Annotated in this window: 13 protein-coding genes and 2 tRNA genes; 1 reads left to right on the forward strand and 14 read right to left on the reverse strand. The window is 48.5% G+C overall.

Annotation, left to right across the window (positions count from 1 at the left end; translation table 11 throughout):
* Positions 1 to 35: 35 nt before the first annotated feature.
* The 3 genes from lolE to TOLA_RS11370 are packed head-to-tail and all read right to left on the reverse strand — an operon-like array spanning position 36 to position 3,188.
* Positions 36 to 1,277, reverse strand: a complete 1,242-nt coding sequence (gene lolE, locus TOLA_RS11360) for a lipoprotein-releasing ABC transporter permease subunit LolE (protein WP_015879304.1) — start codon at positions 1,275 to 1,277, stop codon at positions 36 to 38.
* Positions 1,277 to 1,960 (reverse strand): lipoprotein-releasing ABC transporter ATP-binding protein LolD, encoded by a 684-nt coding sequence (lolD, locus tag TOLA_RS11365; protein WP_015879305.1) that lies wholly within the window; start codon positions 1,958 to 1,960, stop codon positions 1,277 to 1,279. Before lolD ends, lolE begins: the two co-directional genes overlap by 1 nt.
* On the reverse strand, positions 1,953 to 3,188 hold the full coding sequence (locus tag TOLA_RS11370; protein ID WP_015879306.1) for a lipoprotein-releasing ABC transporter permease subunit: 1,236 nt from the start codon (positions 3,186 to 3,188) through the stop codon (positions 1,953 to 1,955). The genes lolD and TOLA_RS11370 overlap by 8 nt, the downstream gene beginning before the upstream one ends.
* 165 nt (positions 3,189 to 3,353) lie before the next feature.
* Here TOLA_RS11370 and mfd point away from each other — a divergent pair, with 165 nt between their 5' ends.
* Positions 3,354 to 6,806, forward strand: a complete 3,453-nt coding sequence (mfd, locus tag TOLA_RS11375) for a transcription-repair coupling factor (RefSeq protein ID WP_015879307.1) — start codon at positions 3,354 to 3,356, stop codon at positions 6,804 to 6,806.
* Between the two features lie 131 nt (positions 6,807 to 6,937).
* Here mfd and pnp read toward each other — a convergent pair whose 3' ends face one another.
* The 11 genes from pnp to glmM form a co-directional block, all read right to left on the reverse strand.
* Positions 6,938 to 9,100, reverse strand: a complete 2,163-nt coding sequence (gene pnp, locus TOLA_RS11380) for a polyribonucleotide nucleotidyltransferase (protein ID WP_015879308.1) — start codon at positions 9,098 to 9,100, stop codon at positions 6,938 to 6,940.
* A gap of 181 nt (positions 9,101 to 9,281) precedes the next feature.
* Entirely contained in the window at positions 9,282 to 9,551 is a 270-nt protein-coding gene (gene rpsO, locus TOLA_RS11385) for a 30S ribosomal protein S15 (protein ID WP_015879309.1), read from the reverse strand.
* 93 nt (positions 9,552 to 9,644) lie between these two features.
* Complete coding sequence (gene truB / locus TOLA_RS11390; RefSeq protein WP_015879310.1) at positions 9,645 to 10,619, reverse strand: tRNA pseudouridine(55) synthase TruB; 975 nt, start codon at positions 10,617 to 10,619, stop codon at positions 9,645 to 9,647.
* Between the two features lie 2 nt (positions 10,620 to 10,621).
* Positions 10,622 to 11,026, reverse strand: a complete 405-nt coding sequence (gene rbfA / locus TOLA_RS11395) for a 30S ribosome-binding factor RbfA (RefSeq protein WP_015879311.1) — start codon at positions 11,024 to 11,026, stop codon at positions 10,622 to 10,624.
* Positions 11,027 to 11,071: 45 nt separating this feature from the next.
* Positions 11,072 to 13,804, reverse strand: coding sequence for a translation initiation factor IF-2 (infB, locus tag TOLA_RS11400; RefSeq protein WP_015879312.1), 2,733 nt, complete (start codon positions 13,802 to 13,804; stop codon positions 11,072 to 11,074).
* Between the two features lie 17 nt (positions 13,805 to 13,821).
* Entirely contained in the window at positions 13,822 to 15,321 is a 1,500-nt protein-coding gene (gene nusA / locus TOLA_RS11405; protein WP_015879313.1) for a transcription termination factor NusA, read from the reverse strand.
* Positions 15,322 to 15,336: 15 nt separating this feature from the next.
* A complete protein-coding gene (rimP, locus tag TOLA_RS11410) occupies positions 15,337 to 15,795 on the reverse strand; it encodes a ribosome maturation factor RimP (RefSeq protein WP_015879314.1) in 459 nt (152 codons plus the stop codon).
* Positions 15,796 to 15,941: 146 nt separating this feature from the next.
* Positions 15,942 to 16,018, reverse strand: a tRNA-Met gene (locus TOLA_RS11415).
* A 49-nt stretch (positions 16,019 to 16,067) separates the two neighbouring features.
* Positions 16,068 to 16,152 (reverse strand) — tRNA-Leu (locus TOLA_RS11420).
* Between the two features lie 7 nt (positions 16,153 to 16,159).
* Positions 16,160 to 16,507 (reverse strand): preprotein translocase subunit SecG, encoded by a 348-nt coding sequence (secG, locus tag TOLA_RS11425; RefSeq protein ID WP_015879315.1) that lies wholly within the window; start codon positions 16,505 to 16,507, stop codon positions 16,160 to 16,162.
* A 212-nt stretch (positions 16,508 to 16,719) separates the two neighbouring features.
* On the reverse strand, positions 16,720 to 18,054 hold the full coding sequence (gene glmM / locus TOLA_RS11430; RefSeq protein ID WP_015879316.1) for a phosphoglucosamine mutase: 1,335 nt from the start codon (positions 18,052 to 18,054) through the stop codon (positions 16,720 to 16,722).
* Positions 18,055 to 18,070 lie beyond the last annotated feature (16 nt).

An 18,070-nucleotide genomic window follows, 5' to 3' on the forward strand; every position in this document is an offset into this window, starting at 1 on the left:
CAGCATTCTGATGCTGGTTTTTTATATCTGTGGAATTAACGCCCCAGTTCTCGCGCCGGTAACAACTGACTGGCCCGCCATGCCGGATATAATGTGGCCAGCAGGCTCATCAGGACAGCAGCGGTGGTGACAACAGCCACATCCAGAAGATGTAATTCTGATGGCAGGAAATCGATAAAATAAATTTCCGGATTCAGGAACTGATATCCCGTCACCCGTTCTACACCATGAATAATGGATGACAGATACTGCGCCAGAATACATCCCAGCAAAGCGCCACTTCCCGCACCAACCAGGCCATTCACCATTCCCTGCGTCATAAACACCAGACGGATTTGCCAGTCGCTGGCTCCCATGGTTTTCAGGATGGCTATATCACCGCGTTTTTCATTCACCGCCATAACCAGCGTTGAAACAATGTTAAAGCAGGCAACAGCAACGACCATCAATAACACAACGTACATAACTGTACGTACCATCTGGATATCCTGATACAGATATCCCTGAGAGGTCATCCAGCTACGCAGATACATACGGTATGGCAACTGATTGGCGGCCTGATAAGCAATGGTGTGCGCAGACAGCACATCATTTACTTCTATGCTCAATCCCTGGACTTCATCCTGCCAGCCCAGCATAGCCTGCGCATCCTGCAGATGGATATATCCCAGAAATCCATCCAGTTGCCCGCCAAGTTTCAGCAAACCAACCACCGTAAACTGACGTTGCATCGGTGCTGAAAACGCGGACTGAGCCTGTTTATCCGGCACCTGCATGGTGACACTATCACCGATTTTCACGCCCAGCTTGTCAGCGATCTGTTGTCCCAGAATGACGCCATTCTCGCCCGGAAGTAAAGCATCCAGACCACTTCCGGTCATGTATTCCGCAGCCTGAGAAATCTGTTTCTCTTCGGCTGGTAAGACGGCCCGCAACTGAGCCGCTTTCATTTTTCCACCCGCTTCCAGCATGCCATTAAGCGAAATCAGCGGTGCCACAGCAGTGATACCCGGTTGTTTCTTTAACAGCGCTGAAGCAGACTGCCAGTCACTGAAACCACCGGATACCATCTCAACTTCAGCATGCGGGATCACTGCCAGTACACGCTGACGCAGCTCCCGCTCAAAACCATTCATGGCTGAAAGCCCGAGGATCAATGCCATTACCCCCAGGGCAATACCGATGATCGAGGACGCAGAAATGAAACTGACAAAACGGCTGCTGCGCCGGGTCCGGCTGTAACGTAACCCAAGAAAAAGCGCAAAAGGCTGAAACATCATTCGCCTCCCAGCAATGCACCATCCACCATATGAACCTGACGGTGTAATTTACCGGCCAGCTCACGATCGTGCGTAACGACGACAAACGCAGTGCCTAACTCACGGTTTAACTGACACATCAGTTCATAAATCGCAGTGGCACTTTTATGATCCAGATTACCTGTTGGTTCATCGGCCAATACCAGCCGGGGCTGATTAACCAACGCACGGGCAATGGCCACACGCTGCCGTTCACCACCGGATAATTCCGCCGGACGATGTTCAACACGATGCGACAAGCCGACCCGTTCCAGCATCTCAGCAGCCTTCTGTGTCGCTTGTTTTACTGCCATACCGCCAATCAGCAAAGGCATCGCCGCATTTTCCAGTGCGGTGAATTCTCCCAGCAAGTGATGAAACTGATAGACAAAACCTAATTGCCGGTTACGGAACTGTGCCTGCTGCTGACTGGTCCACTGATAAATATCCTGCTGATCAAAAAACACCGTCCCCAGAGTCGGTGTATCCAGTGCCCCCAGAAGATGCAGCAACGTACTTTTCCCGGAACCGGAACTCCCGACTATCGCCAGCATCTCTTTTTGCAGTACTGACAGATTAATCCCCCGTAATACCGGTGTCTCTACAGCGCCTTCGTGATAAATCTTCACCAGATCCTGACAATGCAACAGGATATTATTCATAACGTAACGCCTCCGCCGGACGAATATGAGCTGCACGATAGGCAGGATAAAGCGTCGCCATAAAACTCATCAGTAATGCTCCGGATGCAATCAGCAACACCTGCGATACCTGCATTTCTACCGGTAATCCGCTTCCGCCGGCATCCATATATAAATTAAGCCCGAGAACCCGTAATACCGGGTTCAGATAATGGGTAAGAATAACCCCGCCGAATGCACCGAATACCCCGCCCAGCACACCGCTCCAGATCCCCTGAACCATGAAGATCTTCATCACGGTTTTACTTTGCATTCCCATGGTCCGCAGGATCGCTACTTCCCCTTGTTTATCCAGCACCACCATCACCAGAGAAGAAAGAATATTGAAAGTAGCCACCAGAATGATCAGCACCAGCATCATGCTCATGATGTTTTTTTCCATAGCAACAGCCCGGAACAACTCTCCCCGTTCCTTGCGCCAGTCCTGAAATATCAGTGAAGACGGCAGCGATGTTTGGGCAATATCTTCCGTCTGGAAAGCATCATCCAGCCATACTCGCCAGCCGGTAACATTTTCTGCGGGATAGCGTAGTAAGCGACGGGCATCATCCAGATGAATCAATGCAATCTGATCATCAACCGGAGAACCGACATCAAACAAAGCCACAACATTAAATAACCGCTGCGATGGTACTCGACCCATCGGGGTAAAACGGCTGCCTTCGCTGACCAGCACCCGCACTTTATCGCCCGGCAGAACCCCTAGCTTCTGTGCCAGAGCCCCACCCAGAATAATATTAAATTTGCCGGGAACCAGACGCTCCAGAGCCGTATCACCCAGCGTCTGGCGCAACAGATCCTGCTGCGGATAATTCTGTGGATTCACACCCTGCAATGCGATCGGTGCCAGACTCCCCGGACTTTGCACCATCCCTTCGGTGGTAATAAAAGGAGCTGCCGCCTGCACATGGGGTAACTTAGTCACAATCTGCTGATATTGCTGCCATTCAGGTAACTGACCTGATGCGGTCGTGATCACACCATGCGGAACAACCCCTAAAATGCGGTCTTTCAGCTGTGCTTCAAAACCATTCATGACCGAACTAACCACGATCAGCGCCATGACACCGATCGCAATACCAAAGGTTGAAAATATGGAGATAAAAGAAGCGAATCGATTATCACCTCTGGCACCGGCATACCGCAGGCCAATCGCCAGACTGATAGGTTGAAAAATGAGTGATTTCACGCTGTTTCCAAGCGTTGCGCAATCCAAGAGTTAGCGGATAATAAAGGTAAGACATCCGCTCAACAAGAGGTTCTCCTTGAGCGAGCAATATTTTAGTGTGTTGCACTGTTTGTCGATCCGTGTGACCCGGCAAAAATAAAACATTAACTAACCTGAATCTGACTGATGACCAATTACTTTACTTTTTCTCTGAACGCAAAAGCGAATCAGCGTCTTACCTTCGGACAATTAAATGGCAGCAGTCTTTCTCTGGCGATTGCTGAGCTGGTAACAACGCAAAATCACCCGGTAGTGCTGGTTGTGAATGACACACCAACTGCCTTATATCTGGAGCAGGAGATCAGCTTTCTGCTCAAAGAGAACAACATTCCGGTACGGTTGTTTCCTGACTGGGAAACATTGCCTTACGATACCTTCTCACCACATCAGGATATTATCTCTCAGCGTATAGAAACCCTTTATCATCTTCCTAGGATGAAACAAGGTCTGCTGATCCTGCCGGTAGCGACACTGATGCTCCGGACAGCACCTGCCGGTTTCATTGACGGTTACAGTCTGCTGGTCAAACCCGGTGATAAACTCGATTTACACAATCTGCGGCAGCGGCTTGAACATGCCGGCTACAATGCCGTCGAGCAGGTACTGGAGCATGGGGAATACGCAGCCCGAGGCTCCCTGCTCGACCTGTTCCCTATGGGCTCATCGCAGCCTTACCGTATTGATTTCTTTGATGATGAAGTTGATACCATCCGTGCCTTTGATCCGGATACTCAGCGCTCACATGATCCAGTCAAAGAAGTTCGCCTGTTACCCGCTCACGAATTCCCTACCGATAAACATGCGATCGATGGCTTCCGTCAGCGTTTCCGTGAACTGTTTGACGCCAGTCGTGCACCTGACTCAGTCTACCAGCAGGTCAGTAAAGGATTATGGCCTGCAGGAATTGAATACTATCTGCCGCTGTTTTTTGAGCAGACCGCTACACTGCTGGACTATCTCCCCTCTTCCAGTCTGATTCTGACTGTTGGCGATATTCAGCAGGCCAGTGAACAATTCTGGCTGGATGTGCAGCAACGCTATGAAGATCGCCGTTATGACTTAAGCCGTCCGCTGCTACCACCCGCGACGCTTTATTTGCCGGTGGATCAGCTGTTTGGCATTCTGAAAGAACGGACACAAATTCACTGCCAGACATTACCGGCAGAAGAAAAAGCCGGGCGGGTTAATTTACCGGTCAATGCGTTACCAGAATTAACAATAGAAGCGAAACAACAGGAACCACTGGAAGCACTGCAACGCTTTTTAAGCCTGTTCGGTGGCCGGATATTATTCTCGGTGGAATCAGAAGGCCGCCGCGAAGCCTTACTTGAGCTGCTGGCTCCACTGCAACTCAAATTGCCGATCCTGAACTCATTCGATGAGTTCGCCAGCGGTACTGCTCAGCATGCCATTATTGTTAGTCCGCTGGAACATGGTTTTATCCTGCCGGATGCGGGTATCGCACTGGTCTGTGAAAATGAACTGTTTGGGCAGAAAGTTGTACAACGCCGTCGGCGTGATAAAAAATCCAGTACCAACAGCGAAGCTATCGTACGAAATCTGGCCGAATTAACGATTGGTCAACCGGTCGTCCATCTTGATCACGGGGTTGGCCGTTATCTCGGGCTGCAAACCATAGATGCTGGCGGTATTGCCGCTGAATATCTGACACTGGAATATGCCGGCGCCGACAAACTATATGTCCCGGTCACCTCTTTGCATTTGATCAGCCGGTACAGTGGCAGTGAAAACCCGCCCCTGCATAAATTAGGCGGTGAAACATGGCTGAAAGCCCGGAAAAAAGCCGTTGAGAAAATCCGGGATGTCGCAGCAGAACTGCTTGATGTCTATGCCAAACGAGCGGCCAGACCGGGGCTTGCATTCAGGCATGACAAACAGGCCTACAGTAAATTTGCAGCCGGTTTCCCATTTGAGGAAACACCGGATCAGCTGAATGCCATTAACTCAGTGCTGGGTGATATGTGTCAGGCTAAAGCCATGGATCGCCTGGTTTGTGGCGACGTCGGCTTCGGAAAAACCGAAGTGGCCATGCGGGCAACCTTTGTTGCCGTCCATGCCGGTAAGCAGGTTGCCGTGCTGGTACCTACCACCTTGCTGGCACAACAACATTACGAAAACTTCCGCGATCGGTTTGCCAACTGGCCGGTCAATATCGAGGTGATGAGTCGTTTCAAAAGTGCCAAAGAGCAGAAAGCCGCGATGGAAGCACTGGCAGAAGGCAAAATCGATATCATTATCGGCACACATAAACTGCTGTCCGAGGATATTCGTTTCAAGGATCTCGGTCTACTGGTAGTAGATGAAGAACACCGCTTCGGTGTCCGTCAGAAAGAAAAAATCAAAGCATTGCGGGCCGATGTGGATATTCTGACCCTGACCGCAACACCAATTCCGCGCACGCTGAACATGGCGTTGTCCGGTATGCGCGACCTGTCAGTAATAGCAACACCTCCGGCTAAGCGACTCGCAATCAAAACATTTGTCCGCCAGTACGATAAAGCGGTTGTTCGCGAAGCTATCCTGCGTGAACTGAAACGTGGTGGTCAGGTCTACTACCTGCATAACAATGTTGAAACTATTGACCAGACTGCGGCACTGCTCAGCGAATTGATACCTGAAGCCCGGATTGCGATTGCCCATGGACAAATGCGCGAACGGGATCTGGAGCGGGTCATGACCGATTTTTATCATCAGCGTTATAACCTGCTGGTTTGCACAACCATCATTGAAACCGGCATCGACGTACCCAGTGCGAATACCATCATCATGGATCGCGCTGATAATTTAGGTTTGGCTCAGTTACATCAGCTCCGGGGCCGTGTCGGTCGATCACACCATCAGGCTTATGCCTACTTGTTAACGCCGCATCCTAAACAGATGACCAAAGATGCGGTAAAACGTCTCGAAGCAATCGAGTCACTGGAAGATCTGGGTGCTGGCTTTGTGCTGGCAACACACGATCTTGAGATCCGTGGCGCAGGAGAACTGCTAGGCGATGAACAAAGCGGACAGATCGAATCTATCGGCTTTACCCTCTATATGGAAATGCTGGAGCAGGCAGTCAATTCATTGAAGGAAGGCAAAGAACCGTCTCTGGATCAGCTGCTTTCTGATCATACGGATATCGAACTACGGGTTCCGGCCTTACTGCCGGATGACTATATTCCGGACGTAAACATGCGTTTGTCCATCTACAAGCGCATTGCCAGCTGTAATACCCAGGAAGAGATTGATGAATTGAAAATCGAGCTGATCGACCGTTTTGGTCTGTTACCTCAGTCAGCTCAAAATCTGATCCAGATTTCACGTTTCCGCTTACTGGCGAAACCATTAGGTCTTAAACGTATCGAAATTGGTGATCGTGGTGGCTTTATTGATTTCAGTCAGGAAACAAAGATCAATCCAGTGTTCATCGTTGGCCTGATACAGAGTCAGCCACGACTGTACCGCATGGATGGTCCGGCCCGTCTGCGATTTAATCTGCCCAGCGCTGATGCCAAAACCCGTTTCTCACTGGTCGAGCAAATACTGACTTCGTTTGCAACGAATCAGCTTTAATCATCTTATCAGGCGATCCCAACAATTATTGAAGGGATCGCCTGATAACGAATTCAATCAACTCTGACAGACAAAAAAATCAGGACGCTAAAAGCGTCCTGATTATTATGAGCAACAATAAATAGTGATGCTTATTCTGTCATCGGAACCTGTTCAACCACAGCTTCCTGTGCTGGTGCAGATTCAGCTACTGATTCAGCAGCAGGCAGTTCATCACGTTTGGCTTCTTTGATAGACAGACGGATACGGCCCTGACGGTCTACTTCCAGTACTTTAGTGCGAACCATGTCGCCTACCTTCAGGTAGTCGGAAACATCTTTCACACGTTCATCAGTGATTTGTGAAATATGAACCAGACCATCTTTACCTGGCAGAATGTTCACAAACGCACCGAATTCAGCCAGACGAGTTACTTTACCTTCGTAGATACGACCGATTTCAACGTCAGCAGTCAGCGCCTGAATGCGACGGATCGCTTCCTGAGCAGCTTCACCGCTTACCGCAGCAATCTTCACTGTACCATCATCTTCCAGCTCGATAGTGGTGCCGGTTTCTTCAGTCAGAGCACGGATCACAGAACCGCCTTTACCGATCACGTCTTTGATCTTCTCTGGATTGATTTTGATGGTGTGAATGCGAGGTGCGAAATCAGAGATATCATCACGTGCAACACCGATCGCTTTGTCCATTACAGTCAGGATGTGCAAACGCGCATCACGAGCCTGTTTCAGTGCGATCTGCATGATTTCTTTAGTGATACCTTCAATTTTGATGTCCATCTGCAATGCAGTAACACCTTCAGAAGTACCAGCTACTTTAAAGTCCATGTCGCCCAGATGATCTTCATCACCCAGAATGTCAGACAGAACAACAAAGCTGTCGCCTTCTTTTACCAGACCCATTGCGATACCGGCCACAGATGCTTTGATTGGTACACCCGCATCCATCAGAGCCAGAGAAGTACCACACACAGAAGCCATGGAAGAAGAACCGTTAGATTCGGTGATTTCAGAAACCACACGAACAACATAAGGGAACTCAGCCTGTGAAGGGATAACAGCAGACACACCACGACGAGCTAAACGGCCATGACCGATTTCCCGACGTTTAGGTGAACCCATCATGCCGGTTTCACCCACACAGTATGGTGGGAAGTTGTAATGCAGCATGAAACGGTCGGTACGTTCACCAGTGATTTCATCAATGGTTTGCGCATCACGTTCGGTACCCAGAGTACAAGCTACCAGAGCCTGTGTTTCACCACGGGTAAACAGTGCAGAACCATGAACACGTGGCAGAACACCGGTACCCACGCTCAGAGCACGGATCATTTGTGGATCACGGCCATCGATACGCGGTTCACCACGCAGAATACGACCACGAACAACATCGCTTTCCAGTTCATGGAACAGATCAGCAACTTCGCCTGCATCCTGAGTTTCATCAGCAGCAACAATTTCAGCAACAATGCGTTGTTTCAATGCGGAAATCGCGTCATAACGCACTGCTTTTTCAGTAATACGGTAAGCTTCACCAATTGCAGCAACAGCCAGCTCAGCAATTTTTGCTTTCAGTGTTACGTTTGCTGCTGGCGCAACCCAATTCCAAGGTTTTGTGCCAACTTCAGCAGCAAATTCATTGACTGCTTTGATAACAGTTTGCAGTTGGTCGTGACCATAAACCACCGCGCCGAGCATCACTTCTTCCGGCAGGATAGCAGCTTCAGACTCAACCATCAGAACGGCAGCTGCAGTACCAGCAACAACCAGATCCAGCTTGCTTTCCTGCAACTCAACAACAGATGGGTTCAGAATGTATTGATCATTGATATAACCAACGCGGGCAGCACCAATTGGACCATTGAATGGGATACCAGAAATAGCCAGCGCAGCAGAAGTACCGATCATCGCTACGATATCCGGAGATACCGCCGGATTTACTGACATAACAGTGGCCACAACCTGAACTTCATTCAGGAAGCCTTCCGGGAACAGAGGACGAATAGGACGGTCAATCAGACGGGCAGTCAGTGTTTCACCTTCGCTTGGGCGACCTTCGCGTTTGAAAAAACCACCCGGAATACGGCCTGCTGCGTAGGTACGCTCTTGATAGTTAACAGTCAGCGGGAAAAAATCGCGACCTTCAACAGCTTCTTTTTTACCAACAACAGTTACTAATACTGCAGTATCATCCATGCTGACCATAACAGCTGCAGTTGCCTGACGAGCCATAACACCTGTTTCAATCGTTACAGTGTGCTGGCCATATGGGAAGGTTTTTACAATAGGATTCACGTGAATTTCCTTTTATTAATTTCGTCGCTCAAAATGCGCGCTTATTATAGCTGAAGGCGAGCACAATAGGTAATTAGGGATAGATCGACTTCAGATATAATTCTGGCGGAATTGTCATTTCTGTCACGAAAAAACAAAAGGAGGCAAAAGCCTCCTTTTATTAGTAATCACTAAGTATGAATTAGCGACGCAGACCCAGTTTAGAGATCAGATCTTTGTAACGCGCATCATCTTTGCGTTTCAGGTAATCCAGCAGTTTACGACGCTGAGAAACCATACGCAGCAGACCACGACGGCCGTGGTGATCTTTAGAATGTACTGAGAAGTGGCCTTGCAGATGGTTGATCTGAGCAGTCAGCAGGGCAACCTGAACTTCTGGCGAGCCAGTGTCATTGGTACCGCGAGAGAAATCAGCAACGATCTTGGCTTTAGTTTCAGCATTTAGTGACATAGTGTACTCCTGAGTTTAATGGACTGTGAGCCGATCACTAATTCAGCCCACAGAGAAGCTGCGCATTCTAGCACAGCTGTAATCACAGACAAGCTACTCAGCTTGTTCCTCTGCATCTGGCATATCGCCACCGATGCGGACTAAACGACGTGGCGCAACTTTACCGTCATCGTCGATCTCACCAACGCCGATAAATTCGGCTTCCGGGCCTACCGTCATACGGACAAACCCTTCTATTGGAGCATGAGGCACCATTACCGCTTGTCCCTGTGTCACATAAGCGGCCAGTACTGGCGGCATATTGACTTCCGGTAAGCTGTAAACAGCGCTGTCCATCGGCAACAAGTATTGATCGAGTCGTTCACGAGGTGGAACACCTTGTTCCCGGCATTCATCCAGGATCTCGTTCAATTTTTCAAGATTCAGCATTTTGTCGTTCGGGTAGCAGGCTACCTGAGTACGACGCAACTGGATAACATGCGCACCGCAACCTAACAGTTCACCTAAATCATCGATCAAAGAACGAATATAGGTTCCCTTGGAGCAGTGAACTTCCAGAGAAATCTCTTCCCCGGAAAAAGCTTTTAATTCCAGTGAATATATTGTGATTGGACGTGCTTCACGTTCAATCTCAATGCCTTCACGCGCGTACTCATACAAAGGGCGTCCCTGATGTTTTAATGCAGAAAACATCGATGGCACTTGCATGATATCACCACGGAATTTATCCAGTGCCTGCGCCAGCTGATCTTCGCTCACATCCACCGGTCGAACCGAAACAACAGAACCTTCGGAATCACTGGTATCAGTGCGAACACCCAACCGTGCAGTAACCTGATAACGCTTATCAGCATCCAGCAGGAATTGAGAGAATTTGGTAGCCTCACCAAAACAGATTGGAAGCATACCCGTGGCCAGCGGATCCAAAGCACCGGTATGTCCGGCCTTTGCTGCATTATAGATACGCTTCACTTGTTGCAGCGCATCATTCGAAGTGATACCGCCAGGCTTATCCAGCAGTATAATGCCGTGTACATCACGACCTTTGAAGCGACGTCGTCGAGACATCTTTAATCACGATCCTCCTCGTTTTGATCCGGCGACTCGCCACGGCGAAGCTGATCATCACGAACAGTGTTAGTAACCAGGTTGGAGATTCGCATCCCTTCAACCAATGTTTTGTCATAGACAAAGCGAATTTCCGGCACTACGCGCAGTTTCATCGCTTTACCCATCAGAATACGAATATAACCTGAAGCATCATTCAGCACTTTGACGCCGGCCTCAATGTCATCTACTTCATTCAGAAAGAAGGTCACAAAAATTTTGGCGTGCTGCAAATCGCGAGTCAATTCAACATCAGAGACAGTCACCATACCAACACGGGGATCTTTCACTTCACGTTGCAGAATCACAGCAATTTCACGCTGAATTTGTTGCGCAACCCGATCTGCACGACCAAATTCTTTTGCCATTTTTAGCTCCGGAACAAACGGGGGCATTCAAGCCCCCGGAACTGATTATAGCGTACGCTGAATTTCGACTGTCTCGTAAACTTCAATCTGATCGCCTGGGCGAACATCATTGTAGTTCTTAACAGCGATACCACATTCGTAGCCGTTTTTAACTTCAGGTACGTCATCTTTAAAGCGACGCAGTGATTCCAGTTCACCTTCATAGATGACCACGTTATCACGCAATACGCGGATCGGGCTATTACGTTTCACTGTACCTTCAGTCACCATACAGCCAGCAACAGCGCCGAATTTCGGTGAACGGAATACATCGCGAACTTCAGCCAGACCAATGATTTGCTGTTTATATTCCGGCGCAAGCATACCGCTCATTGCCTGACGAACTTCATCAATCAAATCATAGATAACAGAGTAATAACGCAGATCGATGCTTTCAGATTCGATGATCTTACGCGCAGAAGCGTCAGCTCGAACGTTGAAGCCCAGAACGATTGCGTTAGAAGCAGCAGCCAGACTTGCGTCAGTTTCTGTAATCCCGCCCACACCGGAACCGATGATTCTGACTTTAACTTCGTCAGTGGACAGTTTATTCAGAGAATCTGCAATTGCTTCAACAGAACCTTGTACGTCCGCTTTCAGCACAACATTCAGTTCAGAAACTTCACCTTCAGTCATGTTAGCAAACATATTTTCCAGTTTTGCTTTCTGCTGACGAGCCAGTTTCACATCACGGAATTTACCCTGACGATACAGAGCCACTTCACGCGCTTTCTTCTCGTCACGAACAACAGTTGCTTCATCACCAGCAGACGGCACACCGGACAAACCCAGAATTTCCACTGGAATTGAAGGACCTGCAGCATCAATGCTACGACCTAATTCATCGCGCATTGCACGAACGCGGCCATATTCAAAGCCACACAGAACGATATCGCCCTGATGCAGAGTACCTTCCTGAACCAGAACTGTTGCAACCGGACCGCGACCTTTATCCAGGCGAGATTCGATAACCACACCGCTGGCCATCGCATCACGGACAGCACCCAGTTCCAGAACTTCAGACTGCAGCAGAATTGCGTTCAGCAGGTTATCAATCCCTTCACCACTTTTCGCTGATACTTTAACGAACTGGTTTTCACCGCCCCACTCTTCCGGAATAACGCTGTAACGAGTCAATTCGTTCATTACACGATCCGGATCTGCGTCAGGCTTATCAACCTTGTTCACAGCAACCACGATTGGTACGCCAGCGGCTTTAGCATGCTGGATTGCTTCAACAGTCTGAGGCATAACACCATCGTCAGCTGCAACTACCAGAACAACGATATCGGTAGCCTGTGCACCACGGGCACGCATTGCGGTAAACGCGGCGTGACCAGGGGTGTCAAGGAAGGTGATACTTCCGTTTTCAGTATCTACATGGTATGCACCGATGTGCTGGGTAATACCACCCGCTTCACCGGATGCTACTTTTGCTTTACGGATATAATCCAGCAAAGAAGTCTTACCATGGTCAACGTGGCCCATGATAGTTACTACCGGAGCACGGCCTTCACGGGTAGCAGTAGAATCACGATCCTGCAATACAGCTTCTTCCAGCTCGTTTTCGCGGCGCAGGGTAACTTTGTGACCCATTTCTTCCGCAACCAGCTGTGCTGTTTCCTGATCGATGATTTGGTTGATGGTCGCCATAGCGCCCATTTTCATCATCACTTTGATGACTTCAACCGCTTTGACTGCCATCTTCTGTGCCAGTTCACCGACACTGATGGTTTCACCTACCACGATATCGCGGTTAACAGGCTGAGCCGGTTTCTGGAAACCATGCTGCATAGAGTTTGGCGTATGCACTTTAGCGCGCTTGCCTTTTCTCGCACGGGAATTACGCTCTTCACGAGCTTCTTCATGCGGAGATTTTTTGGCTTTAACGACACCAGTACGACGACGGCCTTTGCTCTCATCCTGACGTTCGCGTTCGGCTTCTGCTTCTTTAACAAACTTCGACGCAGCTTCACCAACATCATCAGTCAGTTCGGCACGACGACGAGCTTCTTCTTCAGCAGCCCAACGACCTTCATTTTCTACAGCTAAACGTCGAGCTTCTTCAGCAATACGCTGTGCTTCCAACTCGGTTTTACGTTGAGCTTCCAACTCGGTTTTACGTTGAGCTTCTTCTTCTTGTTTCTTGCGTAATGCTTCTGCTTCTCGCTTGGCATTTTCATCTGCGCGTTTATCTGCCTCAGCTTTCACTTTTCTGGCCTTCTCATCCGGAGATTTTGCTGCATCATCAGCAGCAGCTTCTGTCGATTGTTTTCTGGCCTCAGCTTCTTTGCGCGCTTTTTCTTCGGCTTCTTTGCGGGCTTTGGCTTCCGCATCCTTACGCGCCTGTTCAGCTTTGGCTAACTCTTCCTGACGCGTTTTTTCAGCTTCCTGACGCGCCTTTTCTTCTGCTTCTTTCTGTTGTTGAGCTTCGTCAATTACAGAACGATGAACATAAGTCTTCGACTTACGTACTTCAATTTGAACTTCTTTATTTTTACCACCAGCACCCGGAACACTCAGGGTACCTTTGGTTTTACGTTGCAGAGTCATACGTTTAGGCTCTGCATTATCAGCACCATGTTGCTTTTTCAGATGCTCCAGCAGAGCTTGTTTTTCATGCTCTGTTACCATTGCATCTGCATCTTTATTTAAGCCTGCATCTTTAAACTGTTGTACTAACCGGTCAACCGGCGTTCCCACTTCAATGGCTAGTTGTTTTACTGATAAATCGGCCATTCACTACCCTCCGCAGTTTACTCTGCCTGCTCGCCGAACCAGCAGATATTACGAGCTGCCATAATCAATTCACCGGCTTTTTCTTCGGTCATTCCCGGGATACCACTCAGATCGTCGATACCTTGTTCAGCCAAGTCCTCCAGAGTCGGTATACCACGGGCAGCCAGTTCATAGGCCAGATCCAGCGTCATACCTTGTAATGCCAGCAGATCATCAGCTGGCTTAGCACCGGCTAAAGTTTCTTCCTTAGCCAGAGCCTGTGTACTCAGAGCCTGCTTAGCCCGCTCACGCAGCTCTTCAATTTGCTCATTATCAAGTCCGTCGATACGTTGCAGTTCGCTTAAAGGAACATAGGCAATCTCTTCAACAGTAGAGAAACCTTCTTCAACCAGCAATTCTGCAAAGTCATCATCGATATCCAGAGCTTGTGTAAACAACGTCAGAATACGATCTTTTTCTGCCTGATGTTTAGTCTGCATATCTTCAACAGTCATCACGTTCAATTCCCAGCCTGACAGCTGAGAAGCCAGACGCACGTTCTGTCCGTTACGGCCAATTGCCTGAGCCAGATTGCTGGAAATCACGGCGATATCCATGGTGTGGTTATCTTCATCAACGATTAAAGATGCCACATCAGCCGGCGCCATTGCATTGATAACGAACTGAGCAGGATTATCATCCCACAAGACAATATCAATACGTTCACCAGCTAATTCACCGGAAACAGCCTGCACGCGGGCGCCACGCATACCAACACAAGCACCAACCGGATCAATACGACGATCATTGGTCTTAACTGCAATTTTTGCACGGGAACCAGGATCACGCGCCGCACCTTTAATTTCGATGATTTCTTCACCAATTTCAGGTACTTCGATGCGGAACAATTCTTTCAGAAAATCAGGGTGAGTACGGCTGATAAACAGCTGTGAACCACGCGCTTCCGGTTTGACCGCAGCCAGTAAGCCTTTGACACGATCGCCGTTACGAAATGATTCACGCGGCAGCATATCTTCACGATACAGAACGCCTTCAGCGTTACTACCCAGATCCATAATGATGCTGTCGCGGTTTACTTTTTTCACGACACCGGTAACGATAGTGCCTTCCTGATCGCGGAATTGTTCAACAATCTGCGCACGCTCAGCTTCACGGACTTTCTGAACAATAACCTGTTTTGCAGTTTGTGTGGTGATACGGTCGAAAGTAATAGATTCTACTTGTTCTTCGACATAATCGCCTAACTGAATCGATGGATCATCATACTGAGCAGCATCTAATGAAATCTCGCGATATGGATTCTGCATGATCCCATCACCTTCCACGACCTGCCAGCGGCGGAAAGTATCAAAATCGCCGGTTTTACGATCAATTGTGACGCGAACTTCAATATCGCCTTCATATTTCTTTTTGGTTGCTGTTGCCAACGCGGTTTCCAGTGCCTGGAAAATCTTCTCGCGAGGTACTGCCTTTTCATTGGAAACGGCATCAACAACTAAAAGGATTTCTTTATTCATTATCCAATAGCCTCGTCAATCAAAGTTCGGGATCAGGTTTGCCTGTTGAATATTGGCAAAGGCCAGAATTTCATCTCGGCCATCAATAGTCAGGGTGATCATCTCTCCGTCAACCTGCTTAATGGTACCCTTATATTTGCGTCGGTTATTCACTGCCATCCGCAATGTCACCGTCGCCACCTGGCCGATATACCGAGCAAAATGTTCTGGTTTGAGTAATGGTCGATCCATACCAGGTGATGAAACCTCGAGGTAATACTCAGTGGTAATCGGATCTTCCACATCCAGTAATGCGCTCACCTGATGACTGGCTTCAGCACAGTCATCTACCGAAATTCCATTCGCATGATCAATATAAACACGCAAAGTAGAATGTTTACCGGCACGGATAAATTCAATTCCCCACAACTCATAGCCTAATGCAACGATAGGTGCATCAAGTAATTCTGTCAGGCGTTGTTCCAAGGTAGCCAATAGACCCTCCATAAATAAAAAAAGGGCATCGACGGCCCAATATTATGCCCACCAGAGTGGTGGTAACAGAATCCGGATAACAAAAAGCCCCGTTCAAAGAACTGGGGCCTTGAGCCTGATCACCCTTAAATAGTGATCATATAAAATGGTTGCGGGGGCAGGATTTGAACCTACGACCTTCGGGTTATGAGCCCGACGAGCTACCAAGCTGCTCCACCCCGCGTCAAATTACGCATATAATAGCACACTGAGGTTAGTGCTATCAACTAAATTGGTGCCCAGCGCGGGACTTGAACCCGCACGCCTACTGGCACTACCCCCTCAAGATAGCGTGTCTACCAATTCCACCAGCTGGGCTTAAATCTTAATTTGGAACGTCAGCGTCTTTCTTAACGTCTACAGCTTTTTCTGCTGGTTTATCAACAGTCTGCTCAGTAGTAGCAGGTTTTGTCAGATCAGACCAGTTGTCAGCAGGCTTATTACGATTGTTAGTCATCGCACCTAAAGCAAGGCTGATCACAAAAAACAAAATTGCCAAAATCGCAGTGCTTTTGGTCAGGAAGTTACCTGAACCAGATGAACCAAAGACTGTATTAGAAGCTCCAGCACCGAAAGAAGCACCCATTGAGGCACCTTTACCATGCTGTACCAGCACCAGACCAACCAGTGCAATAGCAACTAACAAATAAACTACCAGCAGAACTTCGTACATGTTATTCCTCTGACGCCCGTAAGCGAACAATTTTGCTGTTTCAGCAATGCAAAGCGGCAGGATACTAGCATCGAAAAAATAAATTCTCAATCTCGCTAGTTTTATTCCTAGCATGGCCGCGAAAGCGAGGCAATACTAGCCAGCCTTTCTGATGCTGACAAGCAGATTTTCAAAAAAGCCGACTAATTGCATATTTTTACAACAAAAAATGACTATTTAGCAGCGGTAACCTCTGCGGCAATCTTTTCAGCTAATTGCCGGACCTGCTGTTCATTTTCACCTTCAACCATGACCCGAAGCAGCGGTTCTGTACCTGATTTGCGTAGCAAGACGCGGCCAGTCTGTCCTAATATTTTCTCTGCATCACGTACCGCTTGCTGCACTGAAGCTGACAACAAAGGATCATGATCTCCGACAAATCTGACATTGATAAGAATTTGCGGGAATTTTCTGATATCGCTGCGTAATTCAAACAATGTTTTTCCCGCGCGGCTGGCCGCTTTTAGTACCTGCAAAGCAGCCACAATTCCATCACCGGTGGTAGTCTGATCCAGGCAGATAATGTGTCCGGAATTTTCACCACCCAGACGCCAGCCTTTTTCCTGCAGAAGTTCCATAACATAGCGATCGCCAACCTTAGCACGCACTAATGGAATATCACGCTTAGCTAAAGCTACTTCCAGCCCCATATTTGTCATTAAGGTGCCCACAACCCCACCGGTCAATGATCCCTGTTGCTGCAGATCACAGGCAATAATGTATAACAGCTCATCACCATCGACTTCATATCCGGTATGGTCGACCATAATCAGGCGATCACCATCCCCATCAAAAGCAATCCCGAGATCCGCTTTTTCCTGTAAAACTCGTTCAACCAAGGCCTGTGGTGCCGTAGACCCCACATGATCATTGATATTCAGTCCGTCCGGAGCACAACCCATGGTGATAACATCAGCACCTAATTCACGGAATACTGATGGCGCAATATGGTACGTAGCGCCATGGGCGCAATCCACCACAATTTTCAGCCCATCCAGGTTTAGCTCACCTGGAAATGTACTCTTACAAAATTCAATGTAGCGGCCGGGAGCATCATCAATACGTGATGCCTTGCCCAATTGTGCAGACTCTACACAACGAATGTCTTCATCCATTGTTTTTTCAATGGCATTCTCGATTTCATCCGGCAGCTTGGTGCCTTGTGCAGAGAAAAATTTAATTCCGTTATCATAGTAAGGGTTATGTGAAGCACTAATAACCACACCCGCTTCAGCGCGGAAAGTTCGGGTAAGATAGGCCACCGCAGGCGTAGGCATAGGGCCAAGCAATACGGGCTTCAAACCCGCGGCAGAAAGCCCGGCTTCCAGCGCAGCTTCCAGCATATAGCCGGAGATGCGGGTATCTTTACCGATTAATACTTTCTTACTGCCCTGCTTCGCCAGCACTTTACCCGCAGCCCAACCTAGCTTCATTACAAAATCAGGAGTGATCGGCATTTCACCGACCTTGCCGCGAACCCCATCTGTACCAAAATATTTTCTGCTCATTCGTTTTATCCGGATA

Origin of the sequence: Tolumonas auensis DSM 9187 (genome assembly GCF_000023065.1) — a bacterium.
In the GTDB taxonomy this organism is placed as follows: Bacteria; Pseudomonadota; Gammaproteobacteria; order Enterobacterales; family Aeromonadaceae; genus Tolumonas; species Tolumonas auensis.

What these genes read in the sequence shown, in the direction of transcription:
- lolE (WP_015879304.1), bottom strand. Translation starts at nt 1,277, where the DNA reads ATGTTTCAGCCTTTTGCGCTTTTTCTTGGGTTACGTTACAGCCGGACC.
- lolD (WP_015879305.1), bottom strand. Translation starts at nt 1,960, where the DNA reads ATGAATAATATCCTGTTGCATTGTCAGGATCTGGTGAAGATTTATCAC.
- mfd (WP_015879307.1), top strand. Translation starts at nt 3,354, where the DNA reads ATGACCAATTACTTTACTTTTTCTCTGAACGCAAAAGCGAATCAGCGT.
- rpsO (WP_015879309.1), bottom strand. Translation starts at nt 9,551, where the DNA reads ATGTCACTAAATGCTGAAACTAAAGCCAAGATCGTTGCTGATTTCTCT.
- truB (WP_015879310.1), bottom strand. Translation starts at nt 10,619, where the DNA reads ATGTCTCGACGACGTCGCTTCAAAGGTCGTGATGTACACGGCATTATA.
- rbfA (WP_015879311.1), bottom strand. Translation starts at nt 11,026, where the DNA reads ATGGCAAAAGAATTTGGTCGTGCAGATCGGGTTGCGCAACAAATTCAG.
- infB (WP_015879312.1), bottom strand. Translation starts at nt 13,804, where the DNA reads ATGGCCGATTTATCAGTAAAACAACTAGCCATTGAAGTGGGAACGCCG.
- nusA (WP_015879313.1), bottom strand. Translation starts at nt 15,321, where the DNA reads ATGAATAAAGAAATCCTTTTAGTTGTTGATGCCGTTTCCAATGAAAAG.
- secG (WP_015879315.1), bottom strand. Translation starts at nt 16,507, where the DNA reads ATGTACGAAGTTCTGCTGGTAGTTTATTTGTTAGTTGCTATTGCACTG.
- glmM (WP_015879316.1), bottom strand. Translation starts at nt 18,054, where the DNA reads ATGAGCAGAAAATATTTTGGTACAGATGGGGTTCGCGGCAAGGTCGGT.